The sequence below is a fragment of the Pseudomonas sp. Snoq117.2 genome (assembly GCF_900110545.1).
GTDB lineage: Bacteria > Pseudomonadota > Gammaproteobacteria > Pseudomonadales > Pseudomonadaceae > Chryseomonas > Chryseomonas benzopyrenica.
In genome coordinates, this window is record NZ_FOED01000005.1 from 114,519 (window position 1) to 131,679 (window position 17,161).

Here is a 17,161-nt window from a genome sequence, read left to right on the forward strand (position 1 = left end):
GTCTTCGTGTCCAGCAGCAGGCCCGGGGGCGTGCCGCGACTACGTCTCCTGCAGGCGCTTGAGCGACTGCCTTTGCAGCTCCGCAGAAGGAGGAATCAACCAGGCATGGTGCGGGCGTGACAGCCGAAAGGCTCGGGCAGCCGGGTCGTCGCGGGATTCGTGTCAGGTGTCGCGGTTGGAGCATCGGCCGTTGGCCTTGAGGCTTCCACCTGCGATCGTCACCTTGGCCGAAGCTGGGCGCGAAGCGGGCTGCAGGCGTACTGTCAGGCTACGCGATACGCTGGTTGTGCATCTCCATCCTGCACACAATCTTCAGGAATCTGGTGCCGCCCGCAAGGTCCGGAGCGGTTGTCGTTTTACAGCTGGCACCCTGGGTGCCGCTGCCTTGGTTACCAGGCGGATCGCAGCTCGCCACTCACCCCCTTGGGCAGAGTCGGCGGTCTGCTGGACGGCCAGACGTCCAGTGACTATTGCATTTGCAGCCTATTATTCGCGGGCGGAATCGACGGCCTCGCGAGCGGTGCCATCCAGACAGGACTGATAACCGCCTCCGGACTATAGCAGCAAGCTTTAAGTGCTTCAAATAAGGGAAAATTGCTATCATCTGCCGATGACTAAGCCTCCTTCTCCCAGCACCGGCGTTCAACTGCTCGATGTGCCCGCCGACTATGCCGGCCAGCGTATCGACAACTTCCTGCGTACCCAACTCAAGGGCGCGCCCAAGACCCTCATCTATCGCATCCTGCGCAAGGGCGAAGTGCGGGTGAACAAGGGGCGCATCAAGCCCGACTATCGTCTACAGGCCGGCGACCAGATTCGCGTACCGCCGCTGCGGCTGTCCGAGCCCGGCGAGCCGGCACCCCTGGCCAAGGGGCTGCTCGAGCGGCTGGAAGAGTCCATCGTCCACGAGGACAAGGCCCTCATCGTCATCAACAAGCCGGCCGGGATCGCCGTACACGGCGGCAGTGGCCTGACCGGCGGGGTCATCGAGGTCTTTCGCCAGCTGCGTCCCGAGGCCCGCGACATCGAGCTGGTCCATCGCCTCGACCGGGATACCTCGGGCCTGCTGATGATCGCCAAGAAACGCAGCATGCTGCGTTTCCTGCACGAGGCCTTGCGTGGCGATGGCGTCAACAAGCGCTATCACGCCCTGGTGCGCGGCCATTGGCCGGCGGCCAAGAAGAAAATCAATGCGCCGCTGCTGAAGAACACCCTCAGATCCGGCGAGCGCATGGTCGAGGTCAACGACGAAGGCAAGGAAGCGCTCACCGAATTCCGCGTGCTGCGGCGCTATGGGGAATTCGCCACCCTGGTCGAGGCGCGGCCGGTGACCGGTCGTACCCATCAGATCCGCGTCCATGCCCGTCACGCCGGGCACGCCATCGCCGGTGATCCCAAATACGGTGATGAAGACTTCTCCCAGGAGATTCGCGAGCTGGGCGGCAAGCGGCTGTTCCTGCACTCGGCGAGTCTGGTGATCCCCTTGCCCGAAGGTGGTGAGCTGCGCCTGGAAGCGCCGGTCGACGGCACCTGGAGCCAGACGCTGGAGCGGCTGGATGCCTGACTACCAGCTGCTGATCTTCGACTGGGACGGCACCCTGGCAGATTCCATCGGCCGGATCGTCGAGGTGATGCACGTGGCGGCCGAACAGCTGGGGCTGCCGCCGCGTAGCGACGTGGCCATCAAGGGCATCATCGGCCTGGAGCTGGTCGCGGCCATCCAGACCCTCTATCCGCAGCTGGTGACTCCGGCGCAGATCGAGGGCTTTCGCGATGCCTACAGCGCCGAGTTCGTCCGCCGCGAGCAGGAGGCATCGCCGCTGTTTCCGGAGGTGATGAGTGGGCTGCAGCGCTTTCGCGCCCAGGGTTACCAACTGGCCGTGGCGACCGGAAAGAGCCGGCGTGGGCTGGCCCGCTCGCTGCAGCAGCATGGCCTGAGCGAGTTCTTCGATATCACCCGTTGCGCCGACGAGACAGCTGGCAAGCCCGATCCGCAGATGGTGCAGGAGATCCTCGCCCATTGCGGTGTCGCCCCGGAGCGTGCCCTGCTGGTGGGAGATGCGGTGTTCGACCTGGAAATGGCCCGGCGTGCCGGGGTCGCTGCGGTCGGGGTCGCCTATGGTGCCCAGCCGGCCGAGGTGCTGAGGGATTTCGGACCGCGCCTGGTGATCGAAGCTTTCGCGGACCTGGCGCTGTGGCTGGGTGACAACGTTGTGGGCAGGAGTGAGGTAGGGCATGGCTGACGAGTGGAAGGAAGACAATGGGCGTGCGCGTCCGGCGGACGACAAGACCTGGGCCCTGATCGAGAAGACCATGCTCGCCAGTGTGCGCGAGCAGCGGCGGGCGCGGCGCTGGGGCATCTTTTTCAAGCTGCTGACCTTCGCCTACCTGATCGTCATGCTGGTGCTGTTCACGCCGCTGCTGTCGTTGGGCAAGAAGGGTGGGGTGACCGAGTCCGGTGCCCATACCGCGCTCATCGAGCTCAAGGGCGTGATCGCCGACGACGAGAAGGCCAGTGCCGACAATGTAGTTACGGCCCTGCGCAAGGCCTTCGACGACAGCAACACCCGTGGCGTGGTACTGCGCATCAACAGCCCAGGCGGCAGTCCGGTGCAATCCGGCTACATCTATGACGAGATCAAGCGCCTGCGCGGCCTGCATCCGGACATCAAGCTGTACGCGGTGATCACCGACCTGGGTGCCTCGGGCGCCTACTATGTGGCCAGTGCGGCCGATGCCATCTATGCCGACAAGGCCAGCCTGGTCGGCTCCATCGGCGTGACCGCGGCTTCCTTCGGCTTCGTCGGCACCATGGAAAAGCTGGGTGTGGAGCGGCGCGTCTACACCTCTGGCGAGCACAAGGCTTTCCTCGATCCCTTCCAGCCGCAGAAGCCCGAGGAAACCCGCTTCTGGCAGCAGGTGCTGGATACCACCCATCAGCAGTTCATCGACAGCGTCAAGAAAGGGCGTGGCGACCGGCTCAAGGTCGAGGGTCATCCCGAGTTGTTCTCCGGATTGGTCTGGTCCGGCGAGCAAGCCCTGACCCTGGGACTGATCGATGGCCTGGGCAGTGCCAGCTACGTGGCGCGGGATGTGATCAAGCAAGAGCGGCTGGTGGACTATACCCAGGAAGATTCGCCCTTTGATCGCTTCGCCAAGCGCCTGGGCGCCAGCGTCGCCGAGCGTCTGGCCCTCTATATGGGCTGGCAGGGTCCGACGCTGCGCTAGGGCAGCGTCCAGCAGGTCTCAGGGGACCTGCAGTCCTGCCTCGCGCAGCAGCGCGGCGAGCCGAATGAGGGGGAGGCCGATCAGACTGGTCGGATCCTCTCCCTGCATGGCGTCGAAGAGCGCGATGCCGAGGCCCTCGGCCTTGAAGCTGCCGGCGCAGTCATAGGGCTGTTCCGCCAACAGGTAGCGGTCGATCGTCGCCGCGTCGAGCGGGCGAAAGCGCACCTGGAAATCCACCACCTCGCTACGGCACTCGCCGGTGCGACTGTCCAGCAGGGCGAGTCCGGTATGGAATACCAGCGTCTGGCCACTGGCGCGGGCCAGTTGCTGGTGGGCCCGTTCATGCGTCAAGGGCTTGCCGAGAATCTCGCCATCAATGGCGGTTGCCTGATCCGAGCCGATGATGAGCGTGGGCGCGGGCTGGTCGGCCAGGGCGGCAGCCTTGGCCCGCGCCAGTCGCTCCACCAGCGCCCGGGGGCTTTCGCCGGGTAGCGGCGTCTCGTCGATGTCCGGCGACTGGTGGGCGAAGGGCAGGTGCAACCTTTCCAGCAATTGGCGGCGGTAAGGTGAGCTGGAAGCGAGTAGAATGAGAGGCATCGGTTTGTTCTCGGGCGCGGTCGACCAGAGGTCGGTCGGAATCGCTTCGGGGTTAATTTCCTTTGACAGCCGTAAGGCCGTCCCTATAATGGCGCGCTTATGTTGAATGGGCCAATTCCACCTCAGGTCGATCCTCGCAAATTGGCGGATCGCGGCGTAACCCTCAAGGGTGAGCTGCCTCTCGCGAACATGCGGCGTGTCGGCGAGCAGCTCGTGAAGTCCGAAGGCGCGGTAGCCGTCGTCCTCGACTTCGGGCGTGATCAACAAAAGCAATTCGTCATCCATGGTGTCCTGGATACCGCGGTCGAGATGATTTGCCAGCGTTGTCTGGAGCCGGCAGTGCTTCCCATTAGCAGCGAATTCGATTTCGCCGTGCTCTGGGAAGGGAAGTCGGCCGATGCCTTGCCACAGGGTTACGATGCCCTGGAGGTTGGTGAAGAACCCCTGGATCTGCATAGCCTGATCGAAGAAGAGCTGTTGCTCGCTCTGCCGATCATCCCTGTGCATCCGGAAGGTGCTTGCCAACATCCGGAAGGTTTCGAGGCGCCCGAAGAGCCGGCGGACGAGGAAAAGCGACCCAACCCGTTCAGTGTACTTGCGCAGTTGAAGCGTGACCCAAACGTTTAGGAGTTAAATCATGGCTGTTCAGCAGAACAAAAAATCCCGTTCCGCTCGCGACATGCGTCGTTCGCACGACGCCCTCGAAGCGAACGCTCTGTCCGTGGAAAAGAGCACCGGTGAAGTTCACCTGCGCCACCACGTGTCGCCCGACGGTTTCTACCGCGGTCGCAAAGTGATCGACAAGGGTTCCGACGAGTAATCCTCGATCGAAATCGTCATCGCGATCGATGCAATGGGCGGGGACTTCGGTCCCCGCTGCATTGTTCCTGCTGCACTCGACGCTCTCGAGCGTTTCCCCGCCTTACAGCTTCTCCTCTGTGGTCAGCGCGACGCCCTGTCGGCCTGGTCACCGCCTGCCTCCCTCGCCAACCGCCTGCAGTTCGAATACGTCGATGCCCTCGTCGGGCCCGATGAGCGACCCGCTGCTGTGGTACGAAGTCGCACCCGGACCTCCATGCATGCCGCCCTCGAAGCGGTCCAGCAGGGGCGTGCCCAGGGCTGCCTGAGTGCCGGCAATACCGGGGCCTGGATGGCGCTCGCGCGACAGCTGCTCGGGACGCTGCCGGACATCGATCGACCCGCCATGGTATCGGCGCTGCCCGGGCGGGACAGGCATCAGACGCTGCTGCTGGATCTCGGCGCCAACCTCGACACCTCGGCCGAACAGCTGGTGCAGTTCGCCTATCTGGGCGCGGGGGCGGCCCAGGCGCGGGGTCTGGTGCGGCCAAGGGTCGCGCTACTGAACGTCGGGCGCGAACCGGGCAAGGGCACGCCAGTGATCCAGGACGCCGCCCGGCGCCTCGCTCAGAGTCAGGCCTTCGATTTCATCGGCTTCGTCGAAGGCAGCGATCTCTATGCCGCCGCAGCCGACGTGGTGGTCTGCGATGGCTTCACCGGCAACGCCGTGCTCAAGTCCGGCGAGGCGCTGCTGCGCCTGTTGGTCGAGCGCAGTGGCACGGCCTCCTGGCTCGAACGTCGGTTGCTGCAACCCTGGCTGGCCCGCCGTTTCCGTCATTGGAATCCGGAGCTGCACAATGGCGCGAGCTTTCTCGGCTTGAACGCGGTGGTGGTGAAGAGCCATGGCGCGGCAGGCGAAGTCGGTCTCGTTCAGGCCATCGAGCGCGCTCTGCGCGACGTGGAGACTGATCTGCCTGGCCGTATCCGGTTAAACTTGGCGGCTCTGAAAGCGGTGTGACCGACCGGTCGACACCGACATCTCAGTCTGTCAGTGGCGGAATCGCGGTTTCGCCAGCAATGGACCTACAAGAGACCTGCCTATGTCCGCCTCTCTCGCTTTCGTCTTTCCCGGTCAGGGTTCCCAGGCCCTGGGCATGCTGGGTGAGTTGGCCACGCACCATGCGCTGATCGGCGAAACCTTCGCCGAAGCCTCCGCCGTCCTCGGCTACGACCTCTGGGCGCTGACCCAGCAGGGCCCCCAGGAGTCGCTCAACCAGACCGACCGTACCCAGCCCGCCATCCTGACCGCCTCCATCGCGTTGTGGCGTCTGTGGCTGGCCGAAGGCGGCACCAAGCCGGCCTATGTCGCCGGTCACAGCCTGGGCGAGTACTCGGCGCTGGTTGCCGCGGGCAGCCTGCCGTTCGCCGAGGCGGTACGCCTGGTGGCGCGTCGCGGTGAGCTGATGCAGCAGGCCGTGCCGGCCGGGCAGGGTGGCATGGCCGCCATCCTGGGTCTGGAAGATGCCCAGGTGCTGGCCGCCTGTGCCGAAGCCGCCCAGGGCGAGGTCGTGAGCGCCGTCAATTTCAATGCCCCGGGTCAGGTGGTGATCGCCGGTGCCGCCGCCGCGGTAGCGCGCGCCATCGAGGCTTGCAAGGCGCTGGGTGCCAAGCGCGCCGTGGCCCTGCCGGTCAGCGTGCCGTCCCACTGCGAGCTGATGCGCCCGGCGGCCGAGCGGTTCGCCGAGGACGTACGCGGCTGCACCTGGAGCCAGCCGGAGATTCCGGTGGTGCAAAACGTCAATGCCGGCGTCAACACCGACCTGGACAGCCTCCAGCAGGATCTGCTGGCCCAGCTCTACAGTCCGGTGCGCTGGGTCGAATCCGTGCAGTACCTGGCTGCCCAGGGCGTCACCCACCTGGTGGAGTGCGGCCCCGGAAAGGTGCTGGCCGGTCTGAACAAGAGATGCGTCAAGGGCGTGGAAACGCTGGCCCTGGACACCCCCGACGCCTTCGCCGCCGCGCGCGCGGCTTTTTGAATCGAGGAAACGAGATGAGTCTGCAAGGTAAGGTCGCCCTGGTCACGGGCGCCACCCGTGGTATCGGTCAAGCCATCGCCCTGGAACTGGGCCGCCTGGGCGCCACTGTGATCGGCACCGCGACCAGTGAGGCGGGCGCCCAGCGCATCGCCGAGTCGCTCAAGGCCAACGGTATCGAAGGCACCGGTCTGGTGCTCAACGTCTCCGACAACGCCTCCGTCGCGGCTGCCCTCGAGCAGGTCCAGGCACAATTCGGCGCCCCGTCGATCCTGGTCAACAACGCCGGCATCACCCGCGACAACCTGATGCTGCGGATGAAGGACGACGAGTGGTTCGACGTGATCGATACCAACCTCAACAGCCTGTTCCGCCTGTCCAAGGCTGTGCTCAAGGGCATGACCAAGGGGCGCTGGGGTCGCATCGTCAGCATCGGCTCGGTGGTGGGAGCCATGGGCAATGCCGGCCAAGCCAACTACGCCGCCGCCAAGGCCGGTCTCGAGGGCTTCACCCGGGCGCTGGCTCGCGAGGTGGGTTCGCGCAACATCACCGTCAACGCCGTTGCGCCTGGCTTCATCGACACCGACATGACCCGTGAACTGCCGGAAGCCCAGCGCACCGCGCTGCTGACCCAGATCCCGGCCGGCCGCCTCGGCCAGGCCGACGAGATCGCCAAGGTGGTCGGCTTCCTGGCCGGCGAGGGCGCGGCCTATGTGACCGGCGCCACGATCCCCGTGAACGGCGGAATGTACATGAGCTGACCGGCGTTACCCCCGCGCGGCTATTGCGCTAAGCTGGTAAACTGTCGGACCAGCAATGGCCGTGCATACGTCTTGATGTCGCGTCAGCTTGAAATACGGAAATCCCTTTCTATACACTTACGCGCAATCCGTTGTGCGGATTTTTCCTTTAGGAGTGAGAACACGGTATGAGCACCATCGAAGAACGCGTTAAGAAGATCGTCGCTGAGCAGCTCGGCGTGAAGGAAGAGGAAGTTACCAACAGCGCTTCCTTCGTCGAGGATCTGGGCGCCGACTCCCTTGACACCGTCGAACTGGTGATGGCTCTGGAAGAGGAATTCGAGACCGAAATCCCGGACGAGCAGGCTGAGAAGATCACCACCGTCCAGGAAGCTATCGACTACATCGTTGCTCACCAGCAATAAGTAGTCGCCAGTTTCGGACACAAGAAGCCGCACGTCCTGTAGGGCGTGCGGCTTTTCTTTAGGTCCAAGGTCAAGATCGCTGGAATCGGCTTTTTTTAAGAGGGGTGGCCGCCCCGGAAGGACAAGAGGAGTTGGGTGTGTCGCGTAGACGTGTCGTGATCACGGGTATGGGCATGGTATCGCCGCTTGGCGCCGATGTGGCGAGCAGCTGGGAAGGCATCCTGGCCGGTCGCAGCGGTATCGCGCCGATCGAGCATATGGACGTCTCTGCCTTCAGCACGCGGATCGGCGGATCGGTCAAGGGATTCGACGTGGAGCAGTACCTGTCCGCGAAGGAAGCCCGCAAGCTGGATCTGTTCATCCAATACGGTCTCGCTGCCAGCTTCCAGGCCATGCGTGACAGCAGTATCGAGGTCAACGATGGCAATCGCGAGCGCATGGGTGTCGCCATGGGTTCCGGCATCGGCGGACTGACCAATATCGAGGCGAATTGCCAGTCGCTGCTCGCCCAGGGTCCACGCCGTATTTCCCCCTTTTTCGTCCCGGGCTCCATCATCAACATGGTGTCCGGTTTCCTGTCGATCCATCTGGGTCTGCAGGGTCCCAACTATGCCATCGCCACCGCCTGCACCACGGCGACGCATTGCATCGGCATGGCGGCGCGCAACATCGCCTACGACGAGGCCGATGTCATGGTCGCCGGTGGTTCGGAGATGGCGACCTCGGGTCTGGGGCTGGGTGGCTTCGGCGCGGCGCGTGCCCTGTCGACCCGCAACGACGATCCGACCCGCGCCAGCCGGCCCTGGGATCGCGACCGTGATGGCTTCGTGCTGTCCGATGGCGCCGGCGCCCTGGTGCTGGAAGAGTACGAGCACGCCAAGGCGCGGGGCGCCCGCATCTATGCCGAGCTGATTGGTTTCGGCATGAGCGCGGACGCCTTCCACATGACCGCACCGCCGGAAGACGGCGCGGGTGCCGCGCGCTGCATGAGAGCGACCCTCAAGGACGCCGGCATCGCGCCGGAAGCGGTCGACTACGTCAACGCCCATGGCACCTCCACGCCAGCCGGCGACCTGGCTGAGGTGGCTGCCTTGAAGCAGGTGTTCGGTGAGCAGGCCAAGCGTCTGAGCGTGAGTTCCACCAAGTCCATGACCGGTCACCTGCTGGGTGCTGCCGGTGCGGTGGAGGCCATCTTCACGGTACTCGCCCTGCGCGATCAGGTGGCGCCGCCCACCATCAACCTGGACCATCCCAGCGACGGCTGCGATCTGGACTTCGTGCCCCACGAGGCGCGGCAGCGGCCCATCGAAGTGGCCCTGTCCAATTCGTTCGGCTTTGGTGGCACCAACGGTAGTCTGGTGTTCCGGCGCTTCGACGCTTGATCCAGGACTGGCTCAATGGCCAACCGCTGGATCCCGGCCTGCAACGCGACCGGGGTCTGGCCTATGGCGATGGGCTGTTCGAGACCATCGCGGTACGCCGGGGCCAGCCACGTCTGTTGGACCGTCACCTGCAGCGGCTGGCCACGGGTTGCCAGCGGCTGCGTATTCCCGGCGACATCGCGCAGCTGGACGCCGAGATCCGCGCCTATGCGACGCTGCTGGGAGAGGGCGTCGCCAAGCTGCTGCTCACCCGTGGTGATGGCCTGCGCGGTTATGCCCCGCCGGCCGAGCCCGAGGTGCGACGGCTGTTGCTGGGCTCCCCGGCACCGGCCTATCCGGCAGTCCATGCCACCGAGGGCATCGCCCTCTATCCATGCACCACACGCCTGGCGCACCAGCCGCTGCTGGCCGGACTCAAGCACCTGAATCGACTCGAACAGGTGCTGGCGCGTGGGGAGTGGAGTAGCACCGAGTATGCCGAAGGCCTGATGCTGGCTCAGGACGGCAGGCCGATCGAAGGGGTATTCAGCAATCTGTTCCTGGTTCGCGCGGGGCGGCTGCTGACCCCCGCGCTCGATGATTGTGGCGTGGCCGGCGTGATGCGTGGCCTGCTGCTCGACATCGCCGCCGCGGAGGGCATCCCGACCGAGGTGCTATCGCTGTCGCGGGATGACCTGCTCGGTGCCGACGAAGTTTTCCTCTGCAACAGCCAATATGGTATCTGGCCCGTGCGCCGGTACGCAGCCGCGAACTGGTCCGTGGGACCGGTGACCCGTAAACTGCAAGGTTCGATAAACGAGATTCTGGAATAGCCGATGCGCAAGGCGAGAGCTCTGCTTACGGCGCTGCTGGCCACTGGCGGCCTGCTGCTGGTCCTGGCCGGTTGGCGCCAGCACCAGGCGCTGATTCAGCCGCTGAAGGTCGACGGCGAGCAACTGATCGAGATCCCCAAGGGGGCGACCCCAGGCGGCAGTCTGCTGCGCCTGGAAGAGCAGGGGGTGCTCGACGGCGCCTTCTGGCTACGCCTGTACTGGCGCTTCAATCTGGCCGGGCAGACGCTGCATAGCGGTGAATACCGCCTGACCCCAGGCATGACCGTGGAGCAGCTGTTCGGCCTCTGGCGCAAGGGCGAGGTGGTGCAGTACGGCCTCACCCTGGTGGAAGGCTGGAATTTCCGGCAGGTGCGCGCTGCCCTGGCGCGGCAGCCCAAGCTCGAACACGATACCGCCGAGCTGGACGATGCCGCCCTGATGAAACGCCTGGGGCTGGAGGGCCAGCATCCCGAGGGGCGCTTCTTTCCCGATACCTATCGCTATGTGAAGGGCCAGCGCGAGTCGGATCTGTTGCGCCAGGCCAATCAGCGCCTGCAGGCGGTGCTCGACCAGGAATGGCAGGCGCGCGATCCCGCAGTGCCCTACAAGGACGCCTACCAGGCCCTGATCATGGCGTCGCTGGTAGAGAAGGAGACCGGCGTGCCCGAGGAGCGCGACGAGATCGCCGGCGTCTTCGTCCGGCGCCTGGCGGCCGGCATGCTGCTGCAGACCGATCCCACGGTGATCTACGGCATGGGCGAGCGCTACAACGGCCGGATCACCCGCGCCGATCTGCGCGAGCCCTCGCCCTACAACACCTATCTCAACGCGGGATTGCCGCCGACGCCGATCGCCATGCCGGGACGCGAAGCCATCCATGCGGCGCTGCATCCCAAGGATGGCGACAGCCTGTATTTCGTCGCCCGTGGCGATGGCAGCCATGTCTTTTCCAAGGACCTGGAGGCGCACAATCAGGCGGTCCGCGACTTCCAGCTCAAGCGGCGCTCCGACTATCGCTCCAGTCCCGCTCCGCAGACGCCCGAAACCAAGGAAACCCCATGACGGCAAACGGCCTGTTCATCACCCTCGAAGGCCCCGAGGGCGCGGGCAAGAGCACCAACCGCGACTATCTCGCCGAACTCCTCGGCGCCAGTGGGCGTGAAGTGGTGCTGACCCGCGAGCCGGGTGGCACGCCGCTGGCCGAGCGCATCCGCGAGATCCTGCTGGCGCCGGCCGCCGAGCCCATGGCCGTGGATACCGAATTGCTGCTGATGTTCGCCGCCCGTGCCCAGCATCTGGCCCAGGTCGTCCGGCCCGCCCTGGCGCGGGGTGCCCTGGTACTCTGCGATCGCTTCGTCGATGCGACCTATGCCTACCAGGGCGGTGGTCGCGGTGTCCCCGTGGAGCGCATCGCCACGCTGGAAGCCTTCGTGCTGGGCGATCTGCAACCCGACCTGACCCTGGTATTCGATCTGCCGGTGGAGATCGGCCTGGCCCGGGCGGCCCGCCGTGGTGCCCTGGACAGATTCGAGCAGGAGCAGCGCGCCTTTTTCGAAGCGGTGCGCCAGACCTATCTGGACCGCGCCCAGGCCGTGCCAGCGCGTTATCGCCTGATCGATGCCTCGCGCAGCCTGGCCGAGGTACAGGCGGAGCTGCGCGCCCTGGTCGCCACCCTGGAGCCGACGTCAGGTGGCTGACGTCTATCCCTGGCAGCAGGCGCTCTGGGCGCGGATCTCGTCCCGGCGGCAGCATGCTCATGCCTATCTCCTGCATGGTCCCCGCGGCATCGGCAAGCGCGACCTGGCCGAGCGCCTGGCCGCGTTGCTGCTCTGCCAGGCGCCCCAGGGCGATGCCGCCTGCGGCCAGTGCAAGGCGTGCTCGCTCCTGAGGGCAGGTACGCACCCCGATTATTGTGTGATCCAGCCGGAAGAGGCCGAGAAGCCCATCCGTGTCGATCAGATCCGCGGCCTGGTGGACTTCGTCTCCCAGACCGCCCAGTTGGGTGGGCGCAAGCTGATCCTCCTGGAGCCGGTCGAGGCGATGAACCTCAATGCCGCCAACGCCCTGCTCAAGAGTCTGGAGGAGCCCTCGGGCGCAACGGTGCTGCTGCTGGTGAGTCACCAGCCGAGTCGCCTGCTGCCCACCGTGCGCAGCCGCTGCGTGCAGCAGGCCTGTCCGGTGCCCTCGCGGGGCGAAAGTCTCGCCTGGCTGGGCGAGCGTCTGCCGGACCTCGAGGCGGAGATCCGCATCCAGTTGCTGGTGCTGGCCGGCGGCTCGCCGCTGGCGGCCCTGCGCCTGCACGGCGAGGACGTGCTCGCCCGCCGGGCCCTGGTGGTGGAAGGGGTGAAGCGCCTGCTCAAGCGCCAGGCAGCACCCAGTCAACTGGCCGAGAGCTGGAACGCCGTACCCCTGCCGCTGCTGCTCGACTGGTTCTGCGAATGGACCCATGGCGTGCTGCGTCAGCAGTGGGGCGGCGCCGATGCCGAAGCCGCGCCGGACATGGCCAAGGTGCTGGGTTACCTGGCTGAGAAGAGCGTGCCGCACGAGGTGCTGGCCCTGCAGGAATGGCTGCATGCCGAGCGGCAGAAGGTGCTGGGCAAAGCCAACCTCAACCGCGTATTGTTGCTGGAATCGCTGTTGATCCGCTGGGCCGGCCTGGTGCCAGGACGCTAGCGATCCGCGCGTTCGTCTTGCCTGTCTCGAGAGAATCTCATGAGTTTGCCGCAGAACCTGGGCCCCCGTAATGGCATCCTGTCCCTCACCATCAAGGACAAGTCGGTGCTCTATGCCGCCTACATGCCCTTCATCCGCAACGGTGGCCTGTTCATTCCCACGGGCAAGACCTACAAGCTCGGCGACGAGGTCTTCATGCTGCTCAACCTGATGGACGAGCCGGACAAGATTCCGGTTGCCGGCAAGGTGGTTTGGATCACCCCTAAGGGCGCCCAGGGCAATAAAGCCGCCGGAGTCGGCGTGCAGTTCAACGAAGGCGACAATACCGCGCGCAACAAGATCGAAACCTATCTGGCCGGCTCGCTGAAGTCGGACCGTCCCACCCATACCATGTGAGACTGTCGCCGTCCCGCTCGGGGCGGGGCCTCTCCTGATTCAAGGCTATTTCTCGTGCACTTCGTCGACTCCCACTGTCACCTGGATCGACTCGATCTTTCCCTTCATGACGGCTCCCTGGATGCAGCGCTGGATGCTGCGCGCGCTCGGGGCGTCAGCCAGTTCCTCTGCATCGGCGTCGATGCCGGCAACGCGCCCACGGTGCAGGCCCTGGCCGAACGCTATGCCGATGTCCACTGCGCGGTGGGCATTCACCCGCTGGATGCCGCCCAGGGCAGCGCCATCGATCTCGACTGGCTGCTGGAGCGGCTGGCCCATCCGCGCGTCGCCGCCATCGGCGAGACCGGCCTCGACTATCACTACCAGCCCGACACCGCCGAGATCCAGCAGCAGTCCTTCGCCCTGCACCTCGAAGCAGCCCGCCGCACGGCGCTGCCCCTGGTGATCCATACCCGGGAAGCGCGCGCCGACACCCTGGCGATGCTGGGCGCCGCCGACTTGCCGGGCGCCGGGGTGCTGCACTGCTTCACCGAGGACTGGGCAACGGCCAAGGCCGCTCTGGACCTGGGCTTCTACATCTCCTTTTCCGGCATCCTGACCTTTCGCAATGCCGCCGAGCTGCGCGACGTCGCGCGCCAGGTGCCGGCCGATCGCCTGCTGGTGGAAACCGATTCGCCCTATCTGGCCCCGGTACCTCACCGCGGCAAGGCCAATCTGCCGCAATTCGTGGTGGAGGTCGCCCAATGCCTGGCCGACGTGCGAGGGGTGAGCTTGGCAACCCTTGCCGAGCAGACCACCGCCAACTTCCGCCGGCTGTTTCCCCGCGCTGCCCTCTAGGCAAAAAAATGGCCCGGGTATCCTGGGATACCCGGGCCGGACCAGCGGATCGCCAAGACAGAGAACCGCCTCCCTGGCCCGCGCCGCGGGGGTCGACGCGGCCAGTCACTTGAGTATTGGCCAGCGCGGGGAAAGGTCCAGTCGGGATTGGACGTTTTTTAAACAGTTTTGGAATAGCGCTGCCCCAACACTGGCTATCCCGTGCCTTTCGACCATTAGAAGCGCGCCAGCGCGCCCACCAGATCCAGGGTCTGCTCCAGCACGTGCTCGCTGGTATAGAAGTGCGGCGATAGGCGAATGCCCGGACCTCGCTGGGCGCAGACCACGTCGGCGGTCTTGAGGCGTTCGAACAGTTGGCGGTTGTCCCAGCCTTCGAGCGAGAAGGTGAGGATGCCTGAGCGGCGCTCGGCATTGACCGGCGAATGCAGGATCGCGCCGGGCAGGCGACGGATATAGCTGTCGAGCAGCTCGATCCGCGCCAGCAAGTCCTTGCCGACCTGCTCCATGCCGGCATCTTCCAGCAGTGACAGACTCGCCTCCAGGGCTACGGCACCCAGCATGTTGGGGCTGCCGCACTCGAAGCGCATCGCCGTCTTGGCCGGTTGCCATTCGCGCTGGCTGTAGTCGCCGGCGTTGTCCAGCATGTGCCAGCCGTACTCGTGCAGTTTCAATTGCTCGCGCAGATCGGCGCGGCAGTAGAACACCCCCAGGCCTTCCGGGCCGAGCATCCACTTGTGGCCGTCGGCCATGGCGAAGGCGCAGTTGCAGGCCTGGGCATCGAAGGGCAGGGCGCCCAGTTGCTGGATGGCATCGACGCACAGCAGCACGCCCTTGGCCTCGCAGCCCTGGCCCAGCTGGGGCAAGTCCAGGCGCAGGCCGCTGGCGTACTGCACGGCGCTGATGGCCATGAGTCGGGTGCGCGGACCGCAGGCCGCCAGCAGATTGGCCTCGGGGGTGTCACCCAGGCTGACTTCCACCACCTCGACGCCAAAGCGTGCCAGGGCTTCCCAGACCACCCGATTGGAGGGGAACTCCTCGTCGCTGATCACCACCTGGTCGCCACTCTGCCAGTCCAGGCCAAAGGCCACGAAGGAGAGGGCCTCGGAGGTGTTCTTCACCAGGGCGATGTCACTACTGGAAGGCGCATTGAGCAGGCGGGTCAGGCGATCACGTAGGCGCTGCTCCAGGACCAGCCAGGTCGGATAGTTGCGCGCACCATACTGGCAGTTCTCGGCGGCGAATTCGGTGACGGCCTGCGCGGCGCGCTTGGGCCACGGGGCCACGGCCGCGTGGTTGAGGTATCTCATGGCGTAGGCCTGAGGGAATTCGTGCTTCCAGGAAGACATTGACTCGATCCGTACAATCTGGGTGTGATGGGGCATAATAAGGGGCGCGCCCGTGCGGTTCACCGATGCTTTCGGTGGAGCTCGCCCAAGGTGTGACGAAGTGCCGGTATGCCGAGGGGCAACTGGCGATTCGAAGGCCCTATCCCTTTTCAAAACAACAAGTGGGCTGCCATGCAGAAAGAATCCCGCAAAGTCCGCGAGTTCCGTCGCCGCGAACAGGAAATCCTCGATACCGCTCTGCAATTGTTTCTCTCCGAAGGAGAAGACAGCGTTACCGTCGAGATGATCGCCGAGGCGGTCGGTATCGGCAAAGGCACCATCTACAAGCACTTCAATTCCAAGGCCGAGATCTATCTGCGCCTGATGCTGGATTACGAGCGGGACCTGGCCGAGCTGTTCCAGTCGGACAACGTCGCCCGGGATCGCGAAGCGCTCTCCCGCGCCTATTTCGAATTCCGCATGAGCGATCCGCAGCGCTATCGCCTGTTCGATCGACTCGAGGAAAAGGTGGTCAAGACGCGTCAGGTGCCCGAACTGGTCGAGCAGCTGCACAGCATCCGCACCTCCAATTTCCAGCGGCTGACCAGCCTGATCGAAGGTCGGATCGACGAAGGCAAGCTCGAGGACGTCCCGCCCTATTTCCATTACTGCGCCGCCTGGGCGCTGGTGCACGGGGCCGTGGCCCTTTACCATTCGCCGTTCTGGCGCGACGTGCTGGAGGATCAGGAAGGTTTCTTCCAGTTCCTCATGGAGATCGGCGTGCGCATGGGCAACCGGCGCAAGCGAGACGTCGAAACGCCTGTCCGATCCTAGGGTCCGATAGAGGCAAGGGATGCCGCATCATCCCTTTTCTCTTGTTCTAGTGGAGTACCCCAAGATGATCGTCGACCGCCAGGGTAGGGCGTTTCGCAACTTGCGGATCAGCCTCACGGCGGCCTGCAACTATGCCTGTACGTACTGCGTGCCCAACGGCAAGCGGCTCGTAGCGGCGCAGGACGAACTCAGTGCCGAGACCATGGCCCGGGGCGTGGAATACCTCATCGATGCCGCCGGCATCGAACGGCTGCGCATCACCGGGGGCGAACCCCTGGTCACGCCGCGGCTGGAGCCCTTTCTCGCCCGTGTCTCCCAGCTCGGTCTCAAGGACATTAGCCTGACCACCAATGGTCAGCTGCTGCCACGCAAGCTGGACTTCCTCATCGATCACGGCATCCGGCGCCTCAACGTCTCGCTCGATACCCTCGACGCCGAGGCCTTTCCCCGTCTGGCGCGCGGTGGTGACCTGGCCACGGTGCTGGCCGGACTCGAAGCGGCGCGTGCTGCCGGACTCAAGATCAAGCTCAACATGGTGCCCCTGCGTGGCCAGAATCTCGACCAGGTGCTACCGTTGCTGGACTACTGCCTGGAGCGCGGTTTCGAGCTCAGATTCATCGAGCTGATGCGCATGGGGCACCTGGCCAAGAATCCCGCGACCTTCAATAACCAGCTGGTGCCCCTTGCCGAATTGCTGGAGATCATCGGTTCGCGCCATGCCTATGTGCAGGCCGATGCACCGGTGGATTCCACCGCGCTGCGCTATCGCGTCGAGTCGGGCGGTCACTTCGGCATCATCGCCAATGAAAGCGTGCCCTTCTGCCGGACCTGCTCGCGGCTGCGCCTGTCGTCCACCGGCTGGCTGCATGGCTGCCTGTCGTCGAGCAACCGCCACTATGTCGGCGATCTGCTGGACAAGCCGCGTCATCTGGCCCTGCCGGCGTTGCAGCGGTTGCTGGTCAAGGCCTTGGGCGACAAGCAGGATGTGGCCTTCTCGGGCGGCGTGACCGTCATGAAGATCATCGGCGGCTGATTCACCCGTTGCGCCTGGAGCTGGCGCGAAAGCTGCTAAGGCCCCTGT

20 protein-coding genes are annotated in these 17,161 nt (G+C 65.1%); 18 read left to right on the forward strand and 2 right to left on the reverse strand.

Annotation, left to right across the window (positions count from 1 at the left end):
- Window positions 1-610 precede the first annotated feature (610 nt).
- Genes rluC through sppA form a run of 3 tightly spaced genes read left to right on the forward strand, consistent with a single transcriptional unit; the run spans window position 611 to window position 3,228 of the window.
- Window positions 611-1,564 carry a 23S rRNA pseudouridine(955/2504/2580) synthase RluC gene (gene rluC / locus BMZ43_RS14450; RefSeq protein ID WP_093254568.1) on the forward strand — a complete coding sequence of 318 codons (954 nt, stop codon included), beginning with the start codon at window positions 611-613 and terminating at the stop codon, window positions 1,562-1,564.
- Window positions 1,557-2,243, forward strand: a complete 687-nt coding sequence (locus BMZ43_RS14455) for an HAD-IIIA family hydrolase (protein WP_068383798.1) — start codon at window positions 1,557-1,559, stop codon at window positions 2,241-2,243. The genes rluC and BMZ43_RS14455 overlap by 8 nt, the downstream gene beginning before the upstream one ends.
- Window positions 2,236-3,228, forward strand: coding sequence for a signal peptide peptidase SppA (sppA, locus tag BMZ43_RS14460; RefSeq protein ID WP_068383800.1), 993 nt, complete (start codon window positions 2,236-2,238; stop codon window positions 3,226-3,228). The genes BMZ43_RS14455 and sppA overlap by 8 nt, the downstream gene beginning before the upstream one ends.
- Before the next feature lie 18 nt (window positions 3,229-3,246).
- Here the strand turns inward: sppA and BMZ43_RS14465 are convergent, their stop codons facing one another.
- Entirely contained in the window at window positions 3,247-3,825 is a 579-nt protein-coding gene (locus BMZ43_RS14465) for a Maf family protein (protein ID WP_026083935.1), read from the reverse strand.
- Between the two features lie 99 nt (window positions 3,826-3,924).
- Between BMZ43_RS14465 and BMZ43_RS14470 the strand changes: the two genes are divergently transcribed.
- The 13 genes from BMZ43_RS14470 to BMZ43_RS14530 all read left to right on the forward strand — a co-directional run bounded on the left by BMZ43_RS14470 (window position 3,925) and on the right by BMZ43_RS14530 (window position 13,921).
- Window positions 3,925-4,452, forward strand: coding sequence for a YceD family protein (locus tag BMZ43_RS14470; RefSeq protein WP_081594602.1), 528 nt, complete (start codon window positions 3,925-3,927; stop codon window positions 4,450-4,452).
- 10 nt (window positions 4,453-4,462) lie between these two features.
- Complete coding sequence (gene rpmF / locus BMZ43_RS14475) at window positions 4,463-4,645, forward strand: 50S ribosomal protein L32 (protein ID WP_007160601.1); 183 nt, start codon at window positions 4,463-4,465, stop codon at window positions 4,643-4,645.
- A 6-nt stretch (window positions 4,646-4,651) separates the two neighbouring features.
- A complete protein-coding gene (plsX, locus tag BMZ43_RS14480) occupies window positions 4,652-5,641 on the forward strand; it encodes a phosphate acyltransferase PlsX (RefSeq protein ID WP_346342868.1) in 990 nt (329 codons plus the stop codon).
- An 82-nt stretch (window positions 5,642-5,723) separates the two neighbouring features.
- Window positions 5,724-6,659 (forward strand): ACP S-malonyltransferase, encoded by a 936-nt coding sequence (fabD, locus tag BMZ43_RS14485; RefSeq protein ID WP_017641879.1) that lies wholly within the window; start codon window positions 5,724-5,726, stop codon window positions 6,657-6,659.
- A 14-nt stretch (window positions 6,660-6,673) separates the two neighbouring features.
- Complete coding sequence (fabG, locus tag BMZ43_RS14490; RefSeq protein WP_017641880.1) at window positions 6,674-7,417, forward strand: 3-oxoacyl-ACP reductase FabG; 744 nt, start codon at window positions 6,674-6,676, stop codon at window positions 7,415-7,417.
- Between the two features lie 167 nt (window positions 7,418-7,584).
- Entirely contained in the window at window positions 7,585-7,821 is a 237-nt protein-coding gene (acpP, locus tag BMZ43_RS14495; protein ID WP_007160597.1) for an acyl carrier protein, read from the forward strand.
- A 137-nt stretch (window positions 7,822-7,958) separates the two neighbouring features.
- Window positions 7,959-9,203 (forward strand): beta-ketoacyl-ACP synthase II, encoded by a 1,245-nt coding sequence (fabF, locus tag BMZ43_RS14500; protein ID WP_068383802.1) that lies wholly within the window; start codon window positions 7,959-7,961, stop codon window positions 9,201-9,203.
- The gene (gene pabC, locus BMZ43_RS14505) at window positions 9,203-10,015 is read left to right on the forward strand and encodes an aminodeoxychorismate lyase (RefSeq protein ID WP_177329647.1); all 813 of its coding nucleotides are present in this window, start codon (window positions 9,203-9,205) and stop codon (window positions 10,013-10,015) included. Before fabF ends, pabC begins: the two co-directional genes overlap by 1 nt.
- 3 nt (window positions 10,016-10,018) lie before the next feature.
- Window positions 10,019-11,077, forward strand: coding sequence for an endolytic transglycosylase MltG (mltG, locus tag BMZ43_RS14510; protein WP_064307435.1), 1,059 nt, complete (start codon window positions 10,019-10,021; stop codon window positions 11,075-11,077).
- Window positions 11,074-11,712 carry a dTMP kinase gene (tmk, locus tag BMZ43_RS14515; protein ID WP_017641884.1) on the forward strand — a complete coding sequence of 213 codons (639 nt, stop codon included), beginning with the start codon at window positions 11,074-11,076 and terminating at the stop codon, window positions 11,710-11,712. Before mltG ends, tmk begins: the two co-directional genes overlap by 4 nt.
- A complete protein-coding gene (locus tag BMZ43_RS14520; protein ID WP_093254571.1) occupies window positions 11,705-12,688 on the forward strand; it encodes a DNA polymerase III subunit delta' in 984 nt (327 codons plus the stop codon). The genes tmk and BMZ43_RS14520 overlap by 8 nt, the downstream gene beginning before the upstream one ends.
- Window positions 12,689-12,727: 39 nt before the next feature.
- The gene (locus tag BMZ43_RS14525) at window positions 12,728-13,084 is read left to right on the forward strand and encodes a PilZ domain-containing protein (RefSeq protein WP_064307436.1); all 357 of its coding nucleotides are present in this window, start codon (window positions 12,728-12,730) and stop codon (window positions 13,082-13,084) included.
- 54 nt (window positions 13,085-13,138) lie between these two features.
- Window positions 13,139-13,921, forward strand: coding sequence for a TatD family hydrolase (locus BMZ43_RS14530; RefSeq protein ID WP_017641887.1), 783 nt, complete (start codon window positions 13,139-13,141; stop codon window positions 13,919-13,921).
- A gap of 215 nt (window positions 13,922-14,136) precedes the next feature.
- On the opposite strand, the gene BMZ43_RS14535 is transcribed toward BMZ43_RS14530, so the two are convergent.
- Entirely contained in the window at window positions 14,137-15,267 is a 1,131-nt protein-coding gene (locus tag BMZ43_RS14535) for an aminotransferase class V-fold PLP-dependent enzyme (protein WP_068383808.1), read from the reverse strand.
- Window positions 15,268-15,438: 171 nt separating this feature from the next.
- On the opposite strand from BMZ43_RS14535, the gene BMZ43_RS14540 reads away from it, so the two are divergent.
- Window positions 15,439-16,080, forward strand: a complete 642-nt coding sequence (locus BMZ43_RS14540; RefSeq protein WP_007160588.1) for a TetR/AcrR family transcriptional regulator — start codon at window positions 15,439-15,441, stop codon at window positions 16,078-16,080.
- A gap of 64 nt (window positions 16,081-16,144) precedes the next feature.
- Entirely contained in the window at window positions 16,145-17,113 is a 969-nt protein-coding gene (locus BMZ43_RS14545) for a GTP 3',8-cyclase MoaA (protein ID WP_017641889.1), read from the forward strand.
- The last annotated feature ends 48 nt before the right edge of the window (window positions 17,114-17,161 follow it).